Annotated in this window: 12 protein-coding genes; 9 read left to right on the plus strand and 3 right to left on the minus strand. The window is 32.6% G+C overall.

The features are described from left to right. Together ACKTTV_RS01215 and ACKTTV_RS01220 are read left to right on the plus strand one after the other, a co-directional pair. Positions 1-1308: a hypothetical protein gene (locus ACKTTV_RS01215; RefSeq protein WP_408028977.1), complete on the plus strand. Its 1308-nt coding sequence runs from the start codon at positions 1-3 to the stop codon at positions 1306-1308. Positions 1309-1314: 6 nt separating this feature from the next. Next, entirely contained in the window at positions 1315-1668 is a 354-nt protein-coding gene (locus ACKTTV_RS01220) for a hypothetical protein (RefSeq protein WP_408028978.1), read from the plus strand. 35 nt (positions 1669-1703) lie between these two features. Here the strand turns inward: ACKTTV_RS01220 and ACKTTV_RS01225 are convergent, their stop codons facing one another. Further along, positions 1704-2756 (minus strand): nucleoid-associated protein, encoded by a 1053-nt coding sequence (locus ACKTTV_RS01225; RefSeq protein ID WP_408028979.1) that lies wholly within the window; start codon positions 2754-2756, stop codon positions 1704-1706. A gap of 315 nt (positions 2757-3071) precedes the next feature. On the opposite strand from ACKTTV_RS01225, the gene ACKTTV_RS01230 reads away from it, so the two are divergent. After that, the gene (locus ACKTTV_RS01230; RefSeq protein ID WP_408028980.1) at positions 3072-3599 is read left to right on the plus strand and encodes a hypothetical protein; all 528 of its coding nucleotides are present in this window, start codon (positions 3072-3074) and stop codon (positions 3597-3599) included. A 96-nt stretch (positions 3600-3695) separates the two neighbouring features. On the opposite strand, the gene ACKTTV_RS01235 is transcribed toward ACKTTV_RS01230, so the two are convergent. After that, positions 3696-4295, minus strand: a complete 600-nt coding sequence (locus ACKTTV_RS01235) for a ribonuclease HII (RefSeq protein WP_408028981.1) — start codon at positions 4293-4295, stop codon at positions 3696-3698. 70 nt (positions 4296-4365) lie between these two features. Here ACKTTV_RS01235 and ACKTTV_RS01240 point away from each other — a divergent pair, with 70 nt between their 5' ends. The 3 genes from ACKTTV_RS01240 to ACKTTV_RS01250 all read left to right on the plus strand — a co-directional run bounded on the left by ACKTTV_RS01240 (position 4366) and on the right by ACKTTV_RS01250 (position 8350). Continuing rightward, the gene (locus ACKTTV_RS01240; RefSeq protein ID WP_408028982.1) at positions 4366-6330 is read left to right on the plus strand and encodes a putative porin; all 1965 of its coding nucleotides are present in this window, start codon (positions 4366-4368) and stop codon (positions 6328-6330) included. A 560-nt stretch (positions 6331-6890) separates the two neighbouring features. Then, entirely contained in the window at positions 6891-7412 is a 522-nt protein-coding gene (locus ACKTTV_RS01245; protein WP_408028983.1) for a UpxY family transcription antiterminator, read from the plus strand. 260 nt (positions 7413-7672) lie between these two features. Then, on the plus strand, positions 7673-8350 hold the full coding sequence (locus ACKTTV_RS01250; protein WP_408028984.1) for a 4'-phosphopantetheinyl transferase family protein: 678 nt from the start codon (positions 7673-7675) through the stop codon (positions 8348-8350). A gap of 14 nt (positions 8351-8364) precedes the next feature. Here the strand turns inward: ACKTTV_RS01250 and ACKTTV_RS01255 are convergent, their stop codons facing one another. After that, positions 8365-9387, minus strand: coding sequence for a LacI family DNA-binding transcriptional regulator (locus tag ACKTTV_RS01255; protein WP_408028985.1), 1023 nt, complete (start codon positions 9385-9387; stop codon positions 8365-8367). A gap of 246 nt (positions 9388-9633) precedes the next feature. Here ACKTTV_RS01255 and ACKTTV_RS01260 point away from each other — a divergent pair, with 246 nt between their 5' ends. From ACKTTV_RS01260 to ACKTTV_RS01270, 3 genes are all read left to right on the plus strand, one after another. Continuing rightward, complete coding sequence (locus ACKTTV_RS01260) at positions 9634-12714, plus strand: SusC/RagA family TonB-linked outer membrane protein (protein ID WP_408028986.1); 3081 nt, start codon at positions 9634-9636, stop codon at positions 12712-12714. An 11-nt stretch (positions 12715-12725) separates the two neighbouring features. After that, positions 12726-14312 (plus strand): RagB/SusD family nutrient uptake outer membrane protein, encoded by a 1587-nt coding sequence (locus tag ACKTTV_RS01265; protein WP_408028987.1) that lies wholly within the window; start codon positions 12726-12728, stop codon positions 14310-14312. Positions 14313-14406: 94 nt separating this feature from the next. Continuing rightward, positions 14407-17700: a VCBS repeat-containing protein gene (locus ACKTTV_RS01270; protein WP_408028988.1), complete on the plus strand. Its 3294-nt coding sequence runs from the start codon at positions 14407-14409 to the stop codon at positions 17698-17700. The last annotated feature ends 2 nt before the right edge of the window (positions 17701-17702 follow it).

Raw genomic sequence — 17702 nt, forward strand, 5'->3', positions numbered from 1 at the left:
ATGAAAAAGATTTTCCTTTTTGCTGTGATGATAACAATTTTTTATACAGTAAAAGCTCAGAATTATACGAATAATGATAATCCAGTGGGACTAGAACATAATGTTTTATTTAATGCTAATTCGCGATATAAAGTTACTCAATCGGGGAGTGCTCAGCTTAATTTATCTATTATGTTCGATGGTAACTTTACTCCGTCTTATACTTCTACGGCTCCTAGCGTGGCTAATCCAACGGTTGTATTGATCGAAAATTTACCCAATAGGCATAGTCAAAGAGGTGCATGGGTAGGTTGGTCTACAAGATATTGGCAGGCTAAACGTTTTAAAATTGAAGGGTTTAATTCTTACCAAGCGAATCAATGGGTAACAATAGCTGATTATACGAATCAAGATTACGCTGGTGGAGCAAAATTTATTAAAAAAGTACCCTCTGGATCTTATACGCAACTCCGCTTTACATTTTATTCTGCTTATGGAACTAATGGAAGATTAGGAGTTTCAGAATTGTTTTATTTGCATCCCGAAGCAACAACACCTTATCAAGGTCTTTTACCAGGTAAAACTCAAGAAGAAATGAGCTTTCCTTTGACTAACTATGACTTTTCAAAAGCACCTAGAACTCAATTAGGAGATATGAGCATAAAACTATTTGATGATTATCATACCAGAAGACCAGGAGGAAGTGCTCCTGACAATAATAATTATGGAACTTTGTTGTCACTTTATGGTTATAATAATCATTGGGAGTCAAATATTTATTTTGGTGCGAGTACTAAAAAAATGTATTTCCGAACGAGTACTTGGTCTGGAGGAACAGCTGAAGGAGGTGTTATTGGTGGTTTTCATCAGTGGCGAACTTTGTTAGATTCAAAAAGTGATATAGTATCATCAGGTTTGCTAAGGGTTACCGGTAGTGGAAATCATTTCATTGAAAATGGTAATATAGGAATAGGAACAACAAACACGAAAGGATTTAAGCTGGGCGTAAATGGGAAAATAGCTGCTACAGAAGTAAAAGTGGCAACTTATGGTAACTGGGCAGATTTTGTATTTTCAAAAGAATATAAATTGCCTTCTTTAGCTGAGGTTGAAGCCCATATAGAAGAGAAAGGACATTTGGAAAACATACCTAGTGCTGAAGAAGTAAAAAAAGATGGTTTTTTCTTGGGTGAAATGGATGCCAAACTTTTACAAAAAATCGAAGAACTAACATTATATACCATTCAACAAGATAAAGAGCTGAGAAAGCAATCTGAGGAAATAGAGGAGTTGAAGAAGTTAGTAAAAGCTTTATTAGAAAAAAAGTAAAGTTAAATGTCCAATTACTATAAAGAGAAACATTTACAAGCCACAAAGAATAAGATAGAGGCTGTTAAAAGTCAAGAAAACTTTTTAGGAAAACGTTTATGGAAAGTTATTTTCGGAGGTGTTTTATTCTCTTTTTGGGCACCACATTATACTTCTCATGATCCATTTAGTGATAGAGAATCTCTCTTTGAAAAAGGAGAGTATTCCTTTTTAGAGTTGGTTTTATTATGTGCTACAGTATACACTGTTTTTTGTTTGCTGTATCATTTTTCATCGAAGTATCAAGATAAGAAGAAGTTGAAAAAACTGACGGACTTAAAAGAGCAATTGGAAAGTGAATTAAATAAAAAAAGCGATTAGAATCTCTAATCGCTTTTTTATTCTGTTGAATAAGATTATTTCTCAGCATTGAAATAAACTTTGTAAAATTTCATTTTTTTATCTTCATCGTATCCTCTTTCTAGATATTCTGAAGGTGCATCTGGAGCATCTACATCAATTTTAATTTGAATATTGGTGTCTAGTTTAATTTCTGTTTTAAACTTGCTTTTTTCCTTTTTTAATACAGCATCAGAAACATCAAAGTTATTGCGAATTAAAACATCATTGAGTTTTTCGAAGTGCTTTTTGTAATCCTCAAACATGTCTTTATGCTTGTCTTCAGCAAACACATCATCCTTAAAATTATGATAATCTACACTTTCATGCTCTTTAAAATAATCAACAGTATTCGCTAAAAACGAACTCTGTTCTTGCTTTCCGAATTCAGGTTTAATTACCTCTTCTGAAAATTCTCTACATAGCTCCAAGTAGTTTTGTGTATGTAAATTTCGGTCATCTGCATATTTTACGTTCAAAAAGTTTTTAATCCAATATTGAGCGTCATAATTATTATTATCAACGGATAAAACTACCGTTCCTTCAACATCTGAAGTATTGAGGATTAAACATCCTTTATCCAGTTTTTTTGTTGAAATTCCTTTTTGAACAACTACGTCAAAACTATCCTCTTCATCCAAATAGGTCTGAAAGAAATCTACTTTACTTTCAATTTTAAAAATACCAACAGCTTCCACCAGCACATCTCGATATTCCAGTCCTTCAAAATAGGCAACGATTACATCACCAGTTTTTATATTGGCTGAGTTTGATTGCTCATATAAATGGTTCACAATATTTTTAGAATGCTCAATAAAACTTTCTTCATTTTCAAAGATATCCGCTGAATATTTATTGATCTCATTTAAACCAATATCAGCGTGATGGTTAAAACGATAACTTTGAGTAACAGAACCAAAAGGTTTCAGTAAAAAAGGAAGTAACAATTCATAACTTTCTTCATCAAAACGAACTAAACTTTCAGAGAGAGCATTTTGTCCGCTATTGTATTTATTAGCTACTTTATGAATAATACATTTATTGAGTTCAGCACGTGTTCTTTTGATCATTGTTCTAAAAAATTGAATCACAAAAATACATGAAATTTTTAATTTGAACTCTTTGTAGCAAAGCTTCGCTAAGTCAGGTAGATAACAGTTATTTCATCTCTGAAATTACAATGTGTACAAACAACTATTTTTCAAATAGTGCAGTAATTGATTAGCTAGAGCAGAAGTAATTACGTTTTTACAGAAGAAAAATAACTATTTTAGTGTCTTCTAAAAAAAATAGTGAGGTATAAATCGTTTACATTACGGGATAATTAATTAAGATCCTTCAATGTTTAGGAATACCTTACCTAAAAAACGGTAAAAATTAAAGAAATGAAATTATTAGGAATAGGATCAAGAATTAATCATCCAGAATATGGTTTTGGTGTAGTAACTAATGTTGATAGCAAACATTATTGGGTAACTTTTCAGGAAAAAGGTTTAGAAACAATTTCTTTAGATGAAGAAATTGAAGTTATTGAAGCAGTGAATGATGAAGTTGATACCGTTAGTTTTTATGAAGTTGAAAGTACATTAAGAAAAATATTAAAGCAATGGAGTGATATTTCTGAAGTAGTACCCATAGCAGACAAGTATAAAGGGGGAAAGTTAATTATTGAGCCGGCCGACACTAATTTAGTATCAAAAGAAATTCCTATTGATACCTTTTTTCATAAAATAGTTATGGTACGCGATAGAATTCGAGTAATGGAGCAAAAGATCAACTCAAGCAAAACACTCGATGATCAAGATAAAATTGACTTGCAACAATATATTACCAGGATTTACGGAAGTTTAACCACCTTTAATGTGCTTTTTAAGCTTAAGTCAGATCAGTTTGTAGGATCAAAGTCTAAGTAATAAAGAAATGATTATTTATCAGTATACTAATGGTTCTTGTGGTTGTTAAGTTTTAACCAAGAGGTGGAAAATCTAGAAAATTGTTTGTGTAAGAACTTATAAATCCAATTTTAATTGTTCTGGTAATAATTTAAAGGATTTACGGTGATATTGGGTTGCGCCAAATTCTCTAATGGCATTTCGATGTTCTTTAGTTGGGTAACCCTTATTTTTTTTCCAGTTATATTCAGGGAATTCTTCATGGATTTTCTCCATATAATCATCTCTATAGGTTTTTGCTAAAACGGAGGCCGCAGCAATATTCATGTATTTACCATCACCTTTAACGATGGTTTCATGTGGAATTTCTTCGTAAGGTCTAAATTTATTACCATCGACAACAATAAACTCTGGAGCGGTTTTTAGTTTAGCTATAGCTCTATGCATACCTGTTATAGAAGCTTGTAGTACGTTTAATTCATCTACTTCAGTTTGATCGATAAAAGAAACACCAAAAGCAATAGCATTTTCTTCAATATAAGGGCGGAGTTTTTTACGTTGTTTCTCAGAAAGTTGCTTAGAATCGTTTAGCAGTTCATGAGAAAAATCTTCCGGTAAAATAACAGCAGCGGCCACAACTGGACCAGACAAACACCCTCTTCCAGCTTCATCTGTTCCTGCTTCTAGAGAAAAATCGCTAAATTTTAGTTTCAACATGCTACAAATTAACAGTTTTCAAAGAAAATATTGGCGCTTTTTTTCGTTTTATTATTTTACTTTTGCCACTATGAAGAAAAACTTGTTGTTAATAGTCTTTTGTTTAATTGGAATTCAGACGTTTTCACAACTTAAAACAGTAGATGGAGGATTCGCTGCCCCAAGAACAGGGCAAGGTCTTGGAGATAGACGCGTTGATAGTCTTGGAGGAGAAATAGATGTTCTGTTAAGCGGGAAGACAAAATATACGGATTACAAGATAATTTCTCATAAAAATGATACCACTATTGTTGATACCACATTAACAATTCAGAAATATTACAAGTTTAATTTTTTAAGAAAAGATAATTTCGAATTATTAGCGTTTCATAATCAGGGACAAACATTTAATCGATTAGGTTATGACTTTGGCAAAACTTCTGTTATTCCGGATATAGGTTTTGCGGCAAAACAATTCAATTATTTCAATATTGAAGATGTGGATTATTACTACGTTCCAACACCTACAACCGAAATTATGTATCGAACAGGTTTAGAACAAGGACAGGTTTTGGATGCTTTGTTTACTGTAAATTTTTCGAAACGTTTAAATATTGCAGTTGCTTATCGCGGATTAAGATCTTTGGGTGCCTATCGTCGTTCGTTGGCCAGTACAGGTAATTTTAGATTTACATTTAACTACGAAAGTCCGAAAGGACAGTATGCCATAAGAGGTCATGCTGTAAATCAAGATTTTTTAAACCAAGAGAGTGGTGGTTTAACGGAAACAGCTCTAACAGCTTTTTTAAATGATGATCCAAATTTTAGTTCTGATAGAGGTAGATTGGATGTTAATTTGAATGATGCGGAAAGTAATTTAGAGGGGAAGCGACTCTACTTTGAGCAGACCTATAAAATACTATCTTCGAAAGATACTGTAAATGATAAAGACTTTTCGAATCTAAAAGTAGGACATTCGTTTACAAGAGATTCAAAGTTTTTCGAGTTTAAACAGAATACCGCTTCTGATTTTTTTGATCTAAATAGAATATCTGGGTCGGTTTCAAATAAAACAAACTATTTGGTTTATGATAATCAGTTATTTTTAGATTTCAATTCTAAATATGTTCTTGGTAAGTTTAGGGTTAGATCAGGCTACACAACTTACAATTATGGTTATGAAAACCTTCAGAACAATCTTGTAGATATTCAAAACAATCGTTTAAAAGGTGATGCTATTTCCTTTGGAGCGGATTGGAGAGGGAAGGTCAAAAACTTTCATATCAACGCAAGTGGAACTTTGATTCCAGGTAGCGGGAGATTGTCAGGAAATGATTTAAAAGCTGAAGCTTTTTATAAAAAAGATAGTGTTTTTTCAATAAAAGCAAAACTCCGTATAAATAATAAAAGCCCCGATTTTAATTTCCTTTTAAATCAAAGTAATTACAATAAATTTAATTGGGAAAACAATTTTTCAAATATTGGAGCTAGAGTTTTAGGAGGTGAGTTTAACAGTAAATGGGGAAATGCATCTTTAGACATTACTAATATAGATAATTATACCTATTTTAAAGAAGATGGAACTCCCGAACAACATGGTGGCAACATTAATTATTTAAAAGCAAAAGTTTCAAAAGAGTTTAAATTTTGGAAGTTTGGTTTTGATAACACAATAATGTATCAGAAAGTAGCGAGTGGAAGTGATGTTTTAAGAGTACCTGAATTTGTAACTAGAAATACTTTATACTATCAAGATAATTGGTTTAAAGGAAACCCTTTACTAGTCCAAATAGGGGCAACGTTTAAATATTTTTCTGAATACAAAGCAAATGCTTATAACCCTTTATTGGGAGACTTTACCATTCAAAATAATACAGAAATTGGATACCCTACGGTTGATCTTTTCTTTAATGGTAGAGTTAGGAGAACAAGGATTTATTTTAAAGCTGATAATATAAGTTCTTTTTTCTTTAAAAAAGATTATTTGTCTGCCCCTAACTATCCTTATAGAGATTTCGTTATACGTTTTGGAGTTGTGTGGAATTGGTTTATATAAAATAAGGATTACTAAATTAAAGTTAATTGAATTTGATAGTGCCAAAAATTAATGCTAAACACCATATAATAAGCGAGAAAATTGAACGATCGGTCTAATTTAATTAAGACTAGTTACAAACAAATAAAAGAGCGAATTCGCTTTGTTTATAGTCCAAATGATAGGTGTAAATAGCTCAAAAACAACTAAAAAAACCTGTTTTTGTAGAAAAAACGCCACATATTTAGGAGTTTTTTTTATTTTTTAATTTTATAAAATAAGATGTAGTTTTCTGTTTTTCAGTTGTTTGTGGTTTTGTTTGAAGGTGTTTAGCTTACTTGTAAAAAAGTGGTTACACTGTTTTTAAGTTTTTTTAACATTAATTAATTTTTTTGAGGTAAAAAATTACTATACTTGTAAGGTAAAATGATAGTTATTAATACCTTACTACCTACTACATCAATAGCTATCAAATAAAGGGATTTTGAGTCCATTTTATTTTACTTAAAAAATAGACCTTACGTAAGTGAGATAGGCGTAGCCTAGTCTAGTTTTTAACTAATCAAAAATTTAACCGAACTATGAATTACACGAGTGGATGGCATGTGATATATGTCAGGTCTCGTTGGGAAAAGAAAGTATATGAATCTTTAAAAGAGATAAGCTTAGAGACTTTCTTACCTTTAGCGAAGACCGTTAAACAATGGAGCGATAGAAAAAAAATCGTTCTTAAACCCTTACTTCCCTCCTATGTGTTTGTTAATCTTAACTCCCCTAAAGAATTCCATAAAGCACTGTCAGTTGATGGGGTATGTTCTTTTATTCGATTTGGTAAAGAATATGCAAAGGTTACTGATAAAGAGATAAATAATCTTCGATTTTTAGTTGAAGATAAAAACATTATGGATTTACAAACAGATAATAATTTGCCTAAAATTGGAGATAAACGGACGATATCATTTGGTTCTCTTCAAGGAATAGAATGTGAAGTGATTAAAGTAAACAATTCCAATAAAATTGTAGTTAGAATAGATTCTCTACAACAGAATATAATTGCAACTGTACCTACCAGTTATGTTTCTGAACTAGCAGTGGCTATTTAACATGTTTTAAAGGGAAGGATACCTTGAAGAAAGCACTCCGTGAGCTTGGCACGGAGGGTTTTATGTCAAATGAATTTTAGCTTTTATTCGGAATTACGATAGCTTTAATCTGAGTACATTGGAATTTCAATCTTTTAAGTTGCCAAAATACTCAAAATCAGAGGGTGTGAATAGTTACTTATACGGGGTGTATGATTAAATAGGAAATTATTAAAGAGATGCAAGTTTTAAGATGTAACTTTGACTAAGAAGAATAATAAATGTGTGTTTCAACTGTTGCGCTGTATATAATTAATGATCGAGAATGGCCGTCTCATGTATTTGAAGAAGTTATTGAGGAGCTACCTCATGATTTTCATGAGAAAGCTAGAAGGTTTCGATTTTGGAATGATAGACAAGCATTTGTCTTGGGAAAACTTCTTATAAAGAAGATATTAAACGATTATACTAATTTAGGTCTAAAAGATGTTCAATACACTAAATACGGAAAACCTTTTGTTCCTGATAGAATATCCTTTAATATTTCTCATTCCGGGAAATATGTAATTTGTCTGTTTTCATTGACAAAAAGCTTACTAGGAATTGATATAGAAAAGATAGATTCAAAAATAAATATAAGTGACTTTAAAGAGGTGTTAACTCATCAAGAAAGCCTCAAAATAATGAACTCAAAAGATCAGATAGAAGCTTTTTACGAAATATGGACTATTAAAGAAGCAGGAATGAAAGCTGATGGAAGAGGTTTAAATATTCCTCTTAAAGAAATATATATAGATTCTCAATATGTTGAAATAGAAACAACCAAGTGGTATTATCGAAATTTATTTATAGACAAAGAATATAAATGCCATCTGGTAATTGACTGTCCAGAGTTTAATGTTTCCGTTAAAAAAGTCAAAAGGGAAGATTTAACAAGACGCAAACTTCTAACTTACTAGTACTAATTGTTGTATTATTTTGTTGATTCTCTAATAACTAATTCTGTAGGAATTTTTATGGTCTTATGCTCAAAAGGTCTGTTATCTCTTTTGGCATGGATTTCTTCAATTAATATATTGCATGCTTCCTGACCAATTAAAAAACCCGGTTGGTTAATAGTAGTTAAAGTTGGTGAACTCGTTTGAGTAATAAACCAATTACTAAAACCAACAATTGATATTTGTTCTGGAATACTGATACCTAACTCATTTAGTTTTTTTAGAGCGCCCATGGCAACTAAATCAGTAAAGCAAAAAATTCCATCTACCTCTGGATGTTCTCTTAGAATGAGTTCAGCAAGGTTATATCCATCTTCATAAGACATGTTTTCAGCATTATATACAAGGTTTTTATCGTAAGTTATATTATTGTCTTGTAGAGCTTGCCTATATCCTTTAGCTCTATCAATAGTTGTTTGAGGTTTTAATGGACCTCTGATATGGGCTATTTTCTTACATCCTATATTTATTAAATGCTCAGTAGCCTTTATTGCAGCTTGAATATCATCAATTTGAACTTTAGAAGCTGAAATGAGTTTTGATATTCTATCGTATAATACCACCGGAACTCCAGAGTTTATTACTTGTTTTATATGCGAATAATTAATAGTATCATTTGATAATGAAACTAAAATCCCATCTACATTTTTTTCAGTAAGTAATTTTATTTGATTTACTTCATCTTCGTAAGATTCTTCTGAAGGCATTACTAAAACGAAGTAACCTTTTTTTCTGGCAGTAACTATTACACCATTAATAATATTCGAAAAAAAGTGATGAACTATCTCTGGAATGATTAAACCAATAATCCTTGATTCATTTGAACGCAAACTTTGTGCAAACGAATTAGGTTTATATTTAAACTTCGTCGCATATTCCAAAACCTTCTGTTTGGTGTCTTCGCTAATATCCTTATAATCTTTCAACGCTTTTGAAACTGTAGCTACTGAAAGATTCAACTCTTTTGCGATACTTTTTAAAGTGATTTTATTAGACATAAAAGGTTGTAAGCGGTTTAATTATTTTAAAATAAGGGTATTAGGAATACTGCAATATGCATATTTTTTTTCAAATTAACAGTATAATAAGCCGAAAACGTTTTCGGCAACAAATTGATACTCTTACTCTTAAATATTTGTAAATGTGTTAAAATTTTGCAAATTTTGTTATAGATGTGGTTTCGTTTTGGGTGTAGAAATCACACGTGAAGATTAACTAATTAAAACATAAAATCTAATTCAATTATGAAAAATGGTTTGCTTAAGAAGTTAATACTTCTGACTTTATTATTAGTAGGAAGTATTACCTATGCACAGCAAATATCTGGAAAGGTTTCCGATTCTCAGGGGCCTTTACCTGGTGTTAGTGTGTTGGTTAAAGGAACTACTGTTGGTTCCGAAACAGATTTCGATGGAAATTATTCCCTTGAAGCGAAAAAAGGAGATACTCTCGTTTTTAGTTTTATAGGTTACAAAACAAAGGAAGTAGTAGTTGGAGATTCATCAACCATAAATGTGGTTTTACAAGATGATGACCAACAACTAGACGAAGTAGTAGTAGTGGGGTATGGTACTACTACCGTAAAAGATGCTACTGGAGCGGTATCTGCCGTTAAATCGGAAGAATTTAACAAAGGGGTTATTTCCTCTCCAGAACAATTAATTCAAGGTAAAACAGCTGGGGTTCAAATGACGGCTGCCAGTGGTGAACCTGGTGCAGGAATAGCACTTAGAATTAGAGGGTCAAACTCTATCCGCTCAAACAACAATCCACTATTCGTAGTTGATGGAATTCCTTTATCTAGTCAAGGAACAACTCCTGCCGCTGGAGGTATTGTTGATGGAGGTGATACAGCTAGAAACTCATTAAGCTTTATTAACCCTAATGATATTGAGAGTATTTCTATATTAAAAGATGCTTCGGCAACGGCGATTTATGGATCTCGAGCTGCTAATGGGGTGGTAATTATTACCACAAAGAGTGGTAAATCAAGACAAGGAAAGTTTGAGTTTAGCTCTAATGTAAGTTATTCAAGTCCTGCAAACGAGTACGACTTGTTCGATGCAAATGAATATAGAACTCAAAAACTGGCGATTACAGGAACTCCAATTCCAGCAGTAGACGACAGAGGAGGAAATACGAATTGGCAAGATGTTATTACAAGAAGTACTTTCTCAGTGAATAACAATATTTCGTATTCCCAAAATTATGGGAACGGGAATATAAGAGCTACGTTCTCCCAATCATTACAAAATGGTATTTTAGAGAATTCATCTCAAGAGCGTATAACCGGAAGAATCAATGCTTCTCATAAGTTTTTTAATGATAAATTACGTTTAACAGCAAATCTTTCTGTTGCACAAGTTGAGGATGAGTCTCCTCAAGTAAGTGGAGGAGCTGGAGCGAGTGGAAATTTAATTGGTGCAGCTTATTCTGCGTTACCAACTTGGCCTAACTCTCCATCATTCTCAATCCCAGGAAACAGGTTAAACCCAGCAAACATTTTAAAAAACTATTTAGGTTTAACAAATACTGATAGATATCTATTAAATGGATCTGTTGAATATGATATAACGAGCGATTTAACGGCTAAAGTAAATTTAGGATACGATCAATCTGATGCCGTAGCAACTTCTGCAGTTTCGGCGAACTATGCTAATAATGGACGTATAACTGGTAATGGACAGGCTTCTAGAAATACATTGAAAGCAACAAGTAAATTATTAGAAGCTACATTAAATTATAAGAAAGATATTTCTGAAGACCTATCTATTGATGCTTTAGTAGGGTACTCATTCCAAGATTTTAGAAGACAAGGATACAACTCTCAAGCTTGGGGAAGTCCTACAACAGATTTAGAGAGGATGAATAGTGTTTTGGAAAGCTCAATAACAACAATTACAGATGCAATTGGAGGTGCTCCTTACCAGCAATTTGGTTATGATTCTAATGGAAGCTTTATTAATACTTTAGACCCTTTTAGTGATTCAGGAACTTTTAATGTAAGAGGAAATTATAGATCACTTTGGTTAGATACCTTTGATAATACAGATGAGTTACAAGGTTTCTTTGGAAGAGTTAACTTAACATTAAATAACAAGTTTTTATTTACAGCTACTTTAAGAGCTGATGGATCTTCACGATTTGGAGGGAACAATACTTATGGTTATTTTCCTTCTGGAGCTTTTGCTTGGAAAATGCATGAAGAAGATTTCGTAGGAGATAATGTTTCAACGTTAAAATTAAGATTGAGTGCTGGTATTACTGGTAATCAGGCAGGTTTAGGGTACGCGAATTATTTATTTAGGGAAAGATTTGCAGGTCCTAGTATTCCTGATGGAGGAAGTATTCAAAGACCTGGTCTAGAGACTGTTTCAGTTCAAAACCCGAATCTGAAATGGGAAAAATTAACTGATTATAACTTAGGTTTAGATTTCGGATTCAATAACGACAGGCTTTCAGGATCTTTGGATTTCTATAGAAAAGAAACAAGAGATTTATTGTTTAGAAGCCCAGCTGCGGCGCCTGCAGATCAACCTTTCGTATTTAAAAACTTAGATCAAGGAGTGGTAATAAACCAAGGGGTTGAACTTTCTTTGGCTTATGATTTTATTCAGAAAGATGATATGGGATTCTCTGTTGATTTTAATATCGCTTATAATGACAATGTTGTTGAAGGTTTACAACCAGGATTTACGGCGGATATAGGGCCAATTCGTGGACCTGGATTAACTGGGGCATTTGTTCAACGTATTGGCGAAGGACATTCATTATTTTCGTTCTACATGGCTGAATATGCTGAAACAAACGGAGTTCCTGATTTTGTACCAGACAACAAAGATTTTGTAGGAAAAGATGCTTTACCTGACATCACTACTGGTTTGTCGTTAAACTTTAATAAAGGAAACTTTGATGCTAGTGCTTATTTTACAGGTCAATTTGGATTCTACGTATATAATGCTACGGCCAATGCGTTTTTAAATAGACCTACCTTCGAAACTGGTAGAAATGGAACATCTGATTCGGTAAATTTATTATCTCAAGAAATTTCTACTTTATACTTAGAAAAAGGAGATTTCGTAAGATTACAATCGCTAAGTTTTGGTTATAACATACCACTAAAAGAAGAGGGACCGTTAAAGTCTTTAAGATTCTCATTAAGTGGACAAAACTTATTCTTAATAACAGGGTATAGTGGATTAGATCCAGAAGTTTCTTCTGATACAGGATCTGTTAACAATAATGGAATTCCAAGTTCTGGAATTGATTATACTTCTTTCCCTAGACCTAGAGTTTACTCGTTTGGTATTAATGCAACATTTTAAAAAAGGAAAAAATGGAAAATAAAATATTTAATAGAATCACCACGGCGTTAATGTCACTTGTTTTGATATTCGCTGTTGGTTGTACTGATTTGAAAGTGGAGCAAACTGATTCTATTCTAGGAGAGGCTTTTGATGGTCTTAGTGCGGATGAATCTAGTGCTAGAGTAAATGATATGTATAACCAGATAAGAGGTTATATAGGTGATCAAGCTAACACTTTTGCTTTAAGTGAAGTAACAACTGATGCCTTGTTAATTCCAACCAGAGGTTCTGACTGGGGGGATAATGGTATTTGGAGACAGTTACATCAACATTCTTGGACTCCAGATCATGCATATATAATGAATGTTTGGAATCAATGGAATCAATTACAATTGTCAGGAAGTAGGGTGATCGATGATCGTTCTTCACCTTCTACAGAAATAAAGGCGCATGCTCAATTTTTAAGAGCATTAGGGATGTTTATTATTTTAGATAATTTTGGTCAAGTGCCTTATAGAGATACACAAGCAGATCCAATTGCAGATCCTGATGTATTTACAGGTGCTGATGCGGTAGACTTTATTGTTTCGGATTTAGAAGCTTCAATGACTGGATTACCTGATGCAACTGTTAGTGGAGATAATGGAAGAGCAACCAAAGCAGCAGCAAGATATTTATTAGCAAAAGTTCTTTTAAACAAACACATATATACCAAGTCTGGATCTGCTGATGCAGCTGATATGACAAGAGTAAGCTCGTTAGTTGACGAAATTACAAATCAAGGTTTTGCTTTACAGTCTGGATATTTCGATATTTTTAAAGACACACCTGATACTGAAACTATTTGGTATATAAATACAAGTGTGGGTAACAGAATTTTCAATGGATTACATTATAATTCAACTTCAGCCGGAGGTGGAGGATGGAATGGATTTAGTACTCTTGCGGAGTATTATGATTTATTTGAAGGTGATGCTAACAATAATCGTTATGATGCATCAGGAATGGCTATCGATAATCAAGAAGAGCGTCGTGGAGGTGTCCCACCAAGTGGTGATGGAAGTATGACTGAAGGGTCAAACGTTGGTTTTGGTTTCTTAATTGGTCAGCAATATGATCTAGATGGAACACCGTTAAAGGATAGATCAGGAGATCCATTATCATTTACTCGAGAATTTACAAGTACTGCAACTGGACAGTCTAGTTTAGTTGATAATAGCGAAGTTTCTGGAATCAGAATGATGAAGTACAACCCAAGAAATGGTGGATTTACTGAACATGAAGTATTTTTTAGATATGCCGATGCTTATTTAATGAAAGCAGAAGCAATGATGCGTTCAGGAGGAGATCCAACAGCAATGATTAATACTCTAAGAACTATGAGAGGAGCAGCTACCATAGCAAGTGTTACAGAACAAGATTTAATAGACGAAAGAGGTCGTGAACTATATATGGAGTTTTGGAGACGTAATGATTTGATCAGATTTGGCCAGTATACCAGAGATTGGGAGTTTAAAGATCCTAGTGCGGTAGGGAATGCAGATCGCCAACTTTTTCCAATTCCAGCATCACAAATTATTTTAAATCCGAACTTAACTCAGAATCCTGGATATTAGTTGTTTGAATAATTAATATGATATTAAAGAGGGAGTACTCCCTCTTTAATATTTTAAATTTTACTTGTTGAAAAACTTCATATATTTTCCAATTATGAAAAGTTTTTTGCTGTTTAGTTTATTGTTTTTACTACTACTCTCTTGTAAAAAAGAAAGTACTTTATTTACTGCTTTAACCAGTAACGAAACAAATATTGATTTTCGAAACAATATTGAAAATAGCAAGAATTTAAATATTTTAAATTATCTCTATTTCTACAATGGTGCAGGAGTAGCTTCTGGCGATTTTAATAATGATGGACTTGCAGATTTGTACTTTGTAAGTAATCAGTTTTCAGATAAGTTTTACTTGAACTTAGGTGATTTTAGGTTCAAAGATATAACTGAAAGATCTGGCATAAATAACGATGCTCCTTGGACTACTGGAGTGACTACTGTTGATATAAATAGCGATGGTCTTCTTGATATTTATGTTTGTAAATTAGGAAAGCACCTTTCAATCAAAGGAAGGAATTTATTATTCGTAAATCAAGGTATTGATGAAAATGGTATTCCTTTTTTTAAAGAAGAAGCTTCTTTATACAATTTAGATATTGAATCCTTAGCGACACAATCAGCGTTTTTTGATTACGACGGAGACGGAGATTTGGATATGTTTTTATTGAATCATTCCTTATATCCAAATAGCAATTATAATCGTGGTAGTTCTAGAAAATCAGTAGATAAAATTTCTGGAGATAAGCTTTTCGAAAATATTGACGGTAAATATGTTGATGTATCTTCAAACGCAGGAATTTTTCAAGGTAAAATTGGATACGGACTTGGGGTTTCGATAGGAGATATTAATAATGATGGTTACCCAGATATTTATGTAGGGAACGATTTTTTTGAGAATGATTATCTCTACTTGAATAATCGCGATAAAACTTTTAAAGAGGTTATTTCCGAAAACAAAAACAAATTGGGACACACTTCTCATTATTCTATGGGAAATGCTTTAGCAGATTTAGACAATAATGAAGCTTTAGATATTATTTCTCTTGACATGCTTCCAGAAGATTTAAAAACATATAAAACCTCCGGATTAGAATATCCATACCAAACCTATGAATATTATTTAAAAAACGGGTATACTCCACAGTTTATGCAAAATACATTACACTATAATAATGGGAATGCTACTTTTAGCGAAACTGCTTACTTAAGCGGTATTGCTGCGACGGAATGGTCTTGGTGTCCTATTGTTAGTGATTTTGACAATGATGGTTTTAAGGATTTATATATCACCAATGGTATTTTAGGAGCAACAAACGATATGGACTTCATTAACTTTATTTCTGATAATGAAATCCAAAAACAATTAGCAACTGAAAATTCTCAAAGGAATGTTGAGTTATCAAAAAAAATACCTGAAAAGAAAGTTAAGAATTACTTTTATCAGAACAAGGGAGATAGAAGGTTTGAAAATGTTACGGATAATTGGGTGAATCATAAAAGTTCTTTTAGTAATGGAGGTGTTGCAGTGGATTTAGATAACGATGGTCATCTAGATTTGGTGATTAATAATGTAAACGAAGAAGCCTACTTGTTTAAAAATACCTCAAAGTCGATATCAGGTAATAACTATCTTAGAGTGGAATGTAAGGGTTCTTCAAAAAACACCTATGGTATTGGAGTAAAAGTGAAAGCTTATCTCGGAGATAAAGTAATTACTGAGGAGAACTATACAACCAAAGGATATCTTTCAGCTTCAGAACCAAAAATTCATTTAGGATTGGGAGAAAACAAAATAATTGATTCGCTGAAGGTAATTTGGGTGAATGGATTTTCTCAAACAATTAAGAATATAAAAACCAATCAAACTATTAAATTCTTTGAAAAGGATGCAGTTCAGAGTGATTCGATTGAAAGTTTAAAGCTTGAAAAACCATTTTTAGTTAGTTGCGATTCAGTACTGGAGTTCAAGCATAATGACTCACAATCTATTGAATTTAATAGAGATCCTTTGATTCCTTTTGCAAATACCAATCTGGGACCAGATGCAGCCATCGCAGATGTCAATAAGGATGGAATGGATGACATTTTTATCTGTGGAGGAAAACTACAATCAAGCAAAATGTTTCTTCAAAATTTAGATGGAAATTTTACTTCCTCTCAAGATTCGATTTTTGAAAAGAATGCGAAAAGCGAAGACGTTAAAGCAATCTTTTTTAATGCAAATAACGATGGATATAAAGACTTACTAGTAGTTAGTGGAGGAAACGAATTTAGAAAAGGCAAACCTTTGCAACCTCGTTTATACATTAACAATCAGGGAGTATTTAAGGAAGATACAAATCAATTTAAAGAGTTAGAGTTGAATGCTTCTTCTGTTCAAGCGATTGATATTGATAATGATGGAGATCAAGACGTTTGTTTTACTTCAAATCTTATTCCTTGGGAATTCGGGAAAACGCCGAGACAGTTTATTTATAAGAATGATGGCTCAGGTAATTTTCAAGATGTTACGAGTGAAATGAGTACTCAGTTTCAGAATATAGGAAATGTTCAAGAAGTTCAGTGGGTAGATATAAACCAAGATTCTTTTTTAGATGCCGTTGTTGTTGGGAAATGGATGCCTGTGAGTATCTTTTTAAATGATGGCAAAAAACTAACACTTCAAAATCAAAATGGATTAGATAAATCTCACGGTTGGTGGAATACAGTAAAAGTAGCCGACTTTGATAATGATGGGGATATAGATATAATTGCTGGTAATTGGGGCTTGAATACAAGGCTTAAACCGTCAATAAATGAACCGATTACTCTTTACAGAAATGATTTTGATGACAACAAAAAAGTAGATCCAGTAATTACTCATTATCATGACGGGAAGGAAACAGTACTTGTTTCAAAAGATATATTGGCTTCTCAGTTACCTTTTTTAAATAAGAAGTACTTGTACTATAAAGACTTCGCTGAGGCGAATTTTGATGACTTGTTTTCTAAAATTAAGATTAAAGAAGCAGAGAAAAAACAAGTTTTTGAATTAGCCAGTTGCTATTTTGAAAATAAAGGAGATTCTTTTAAAGCACACAAGCTCCCATTCTTTGCTCAAATTTCTTCTGTTAATGCTATTGAAGTTCAAGACTTCAATAAAGACGGATTTTTAGATGTATTCTTGGTTGGGAATAATTATCATGTTAATACCCAGTTGGGTAAGCTTGACGCTTTGCATGGTGTAATTTTAATGAATGATAAAAATGGCTTTTTTAAAGAAGAATTAAATCATAAATTTAATGTGGAAGGAGATGCTCGAAATATTGATAAAATAAAAATTAAGGATGACCATTATTTCTTGATTTCTAGGAATAATGATTCTCCTGTCTTTTTAAAAATAAATGACTAAAC

It is taken from the genome of Tenacibaculum xiamenense, assembly GCF_964513065.1.
In the GTDB taxonomy this organism is placed as follows: domain Bacteria; phylum Bacteroidota; class Bacteroidia; order Flavobacteriales; family Flavobacteriaceae; genus Polaribacter; species Polaribacter xiamenense.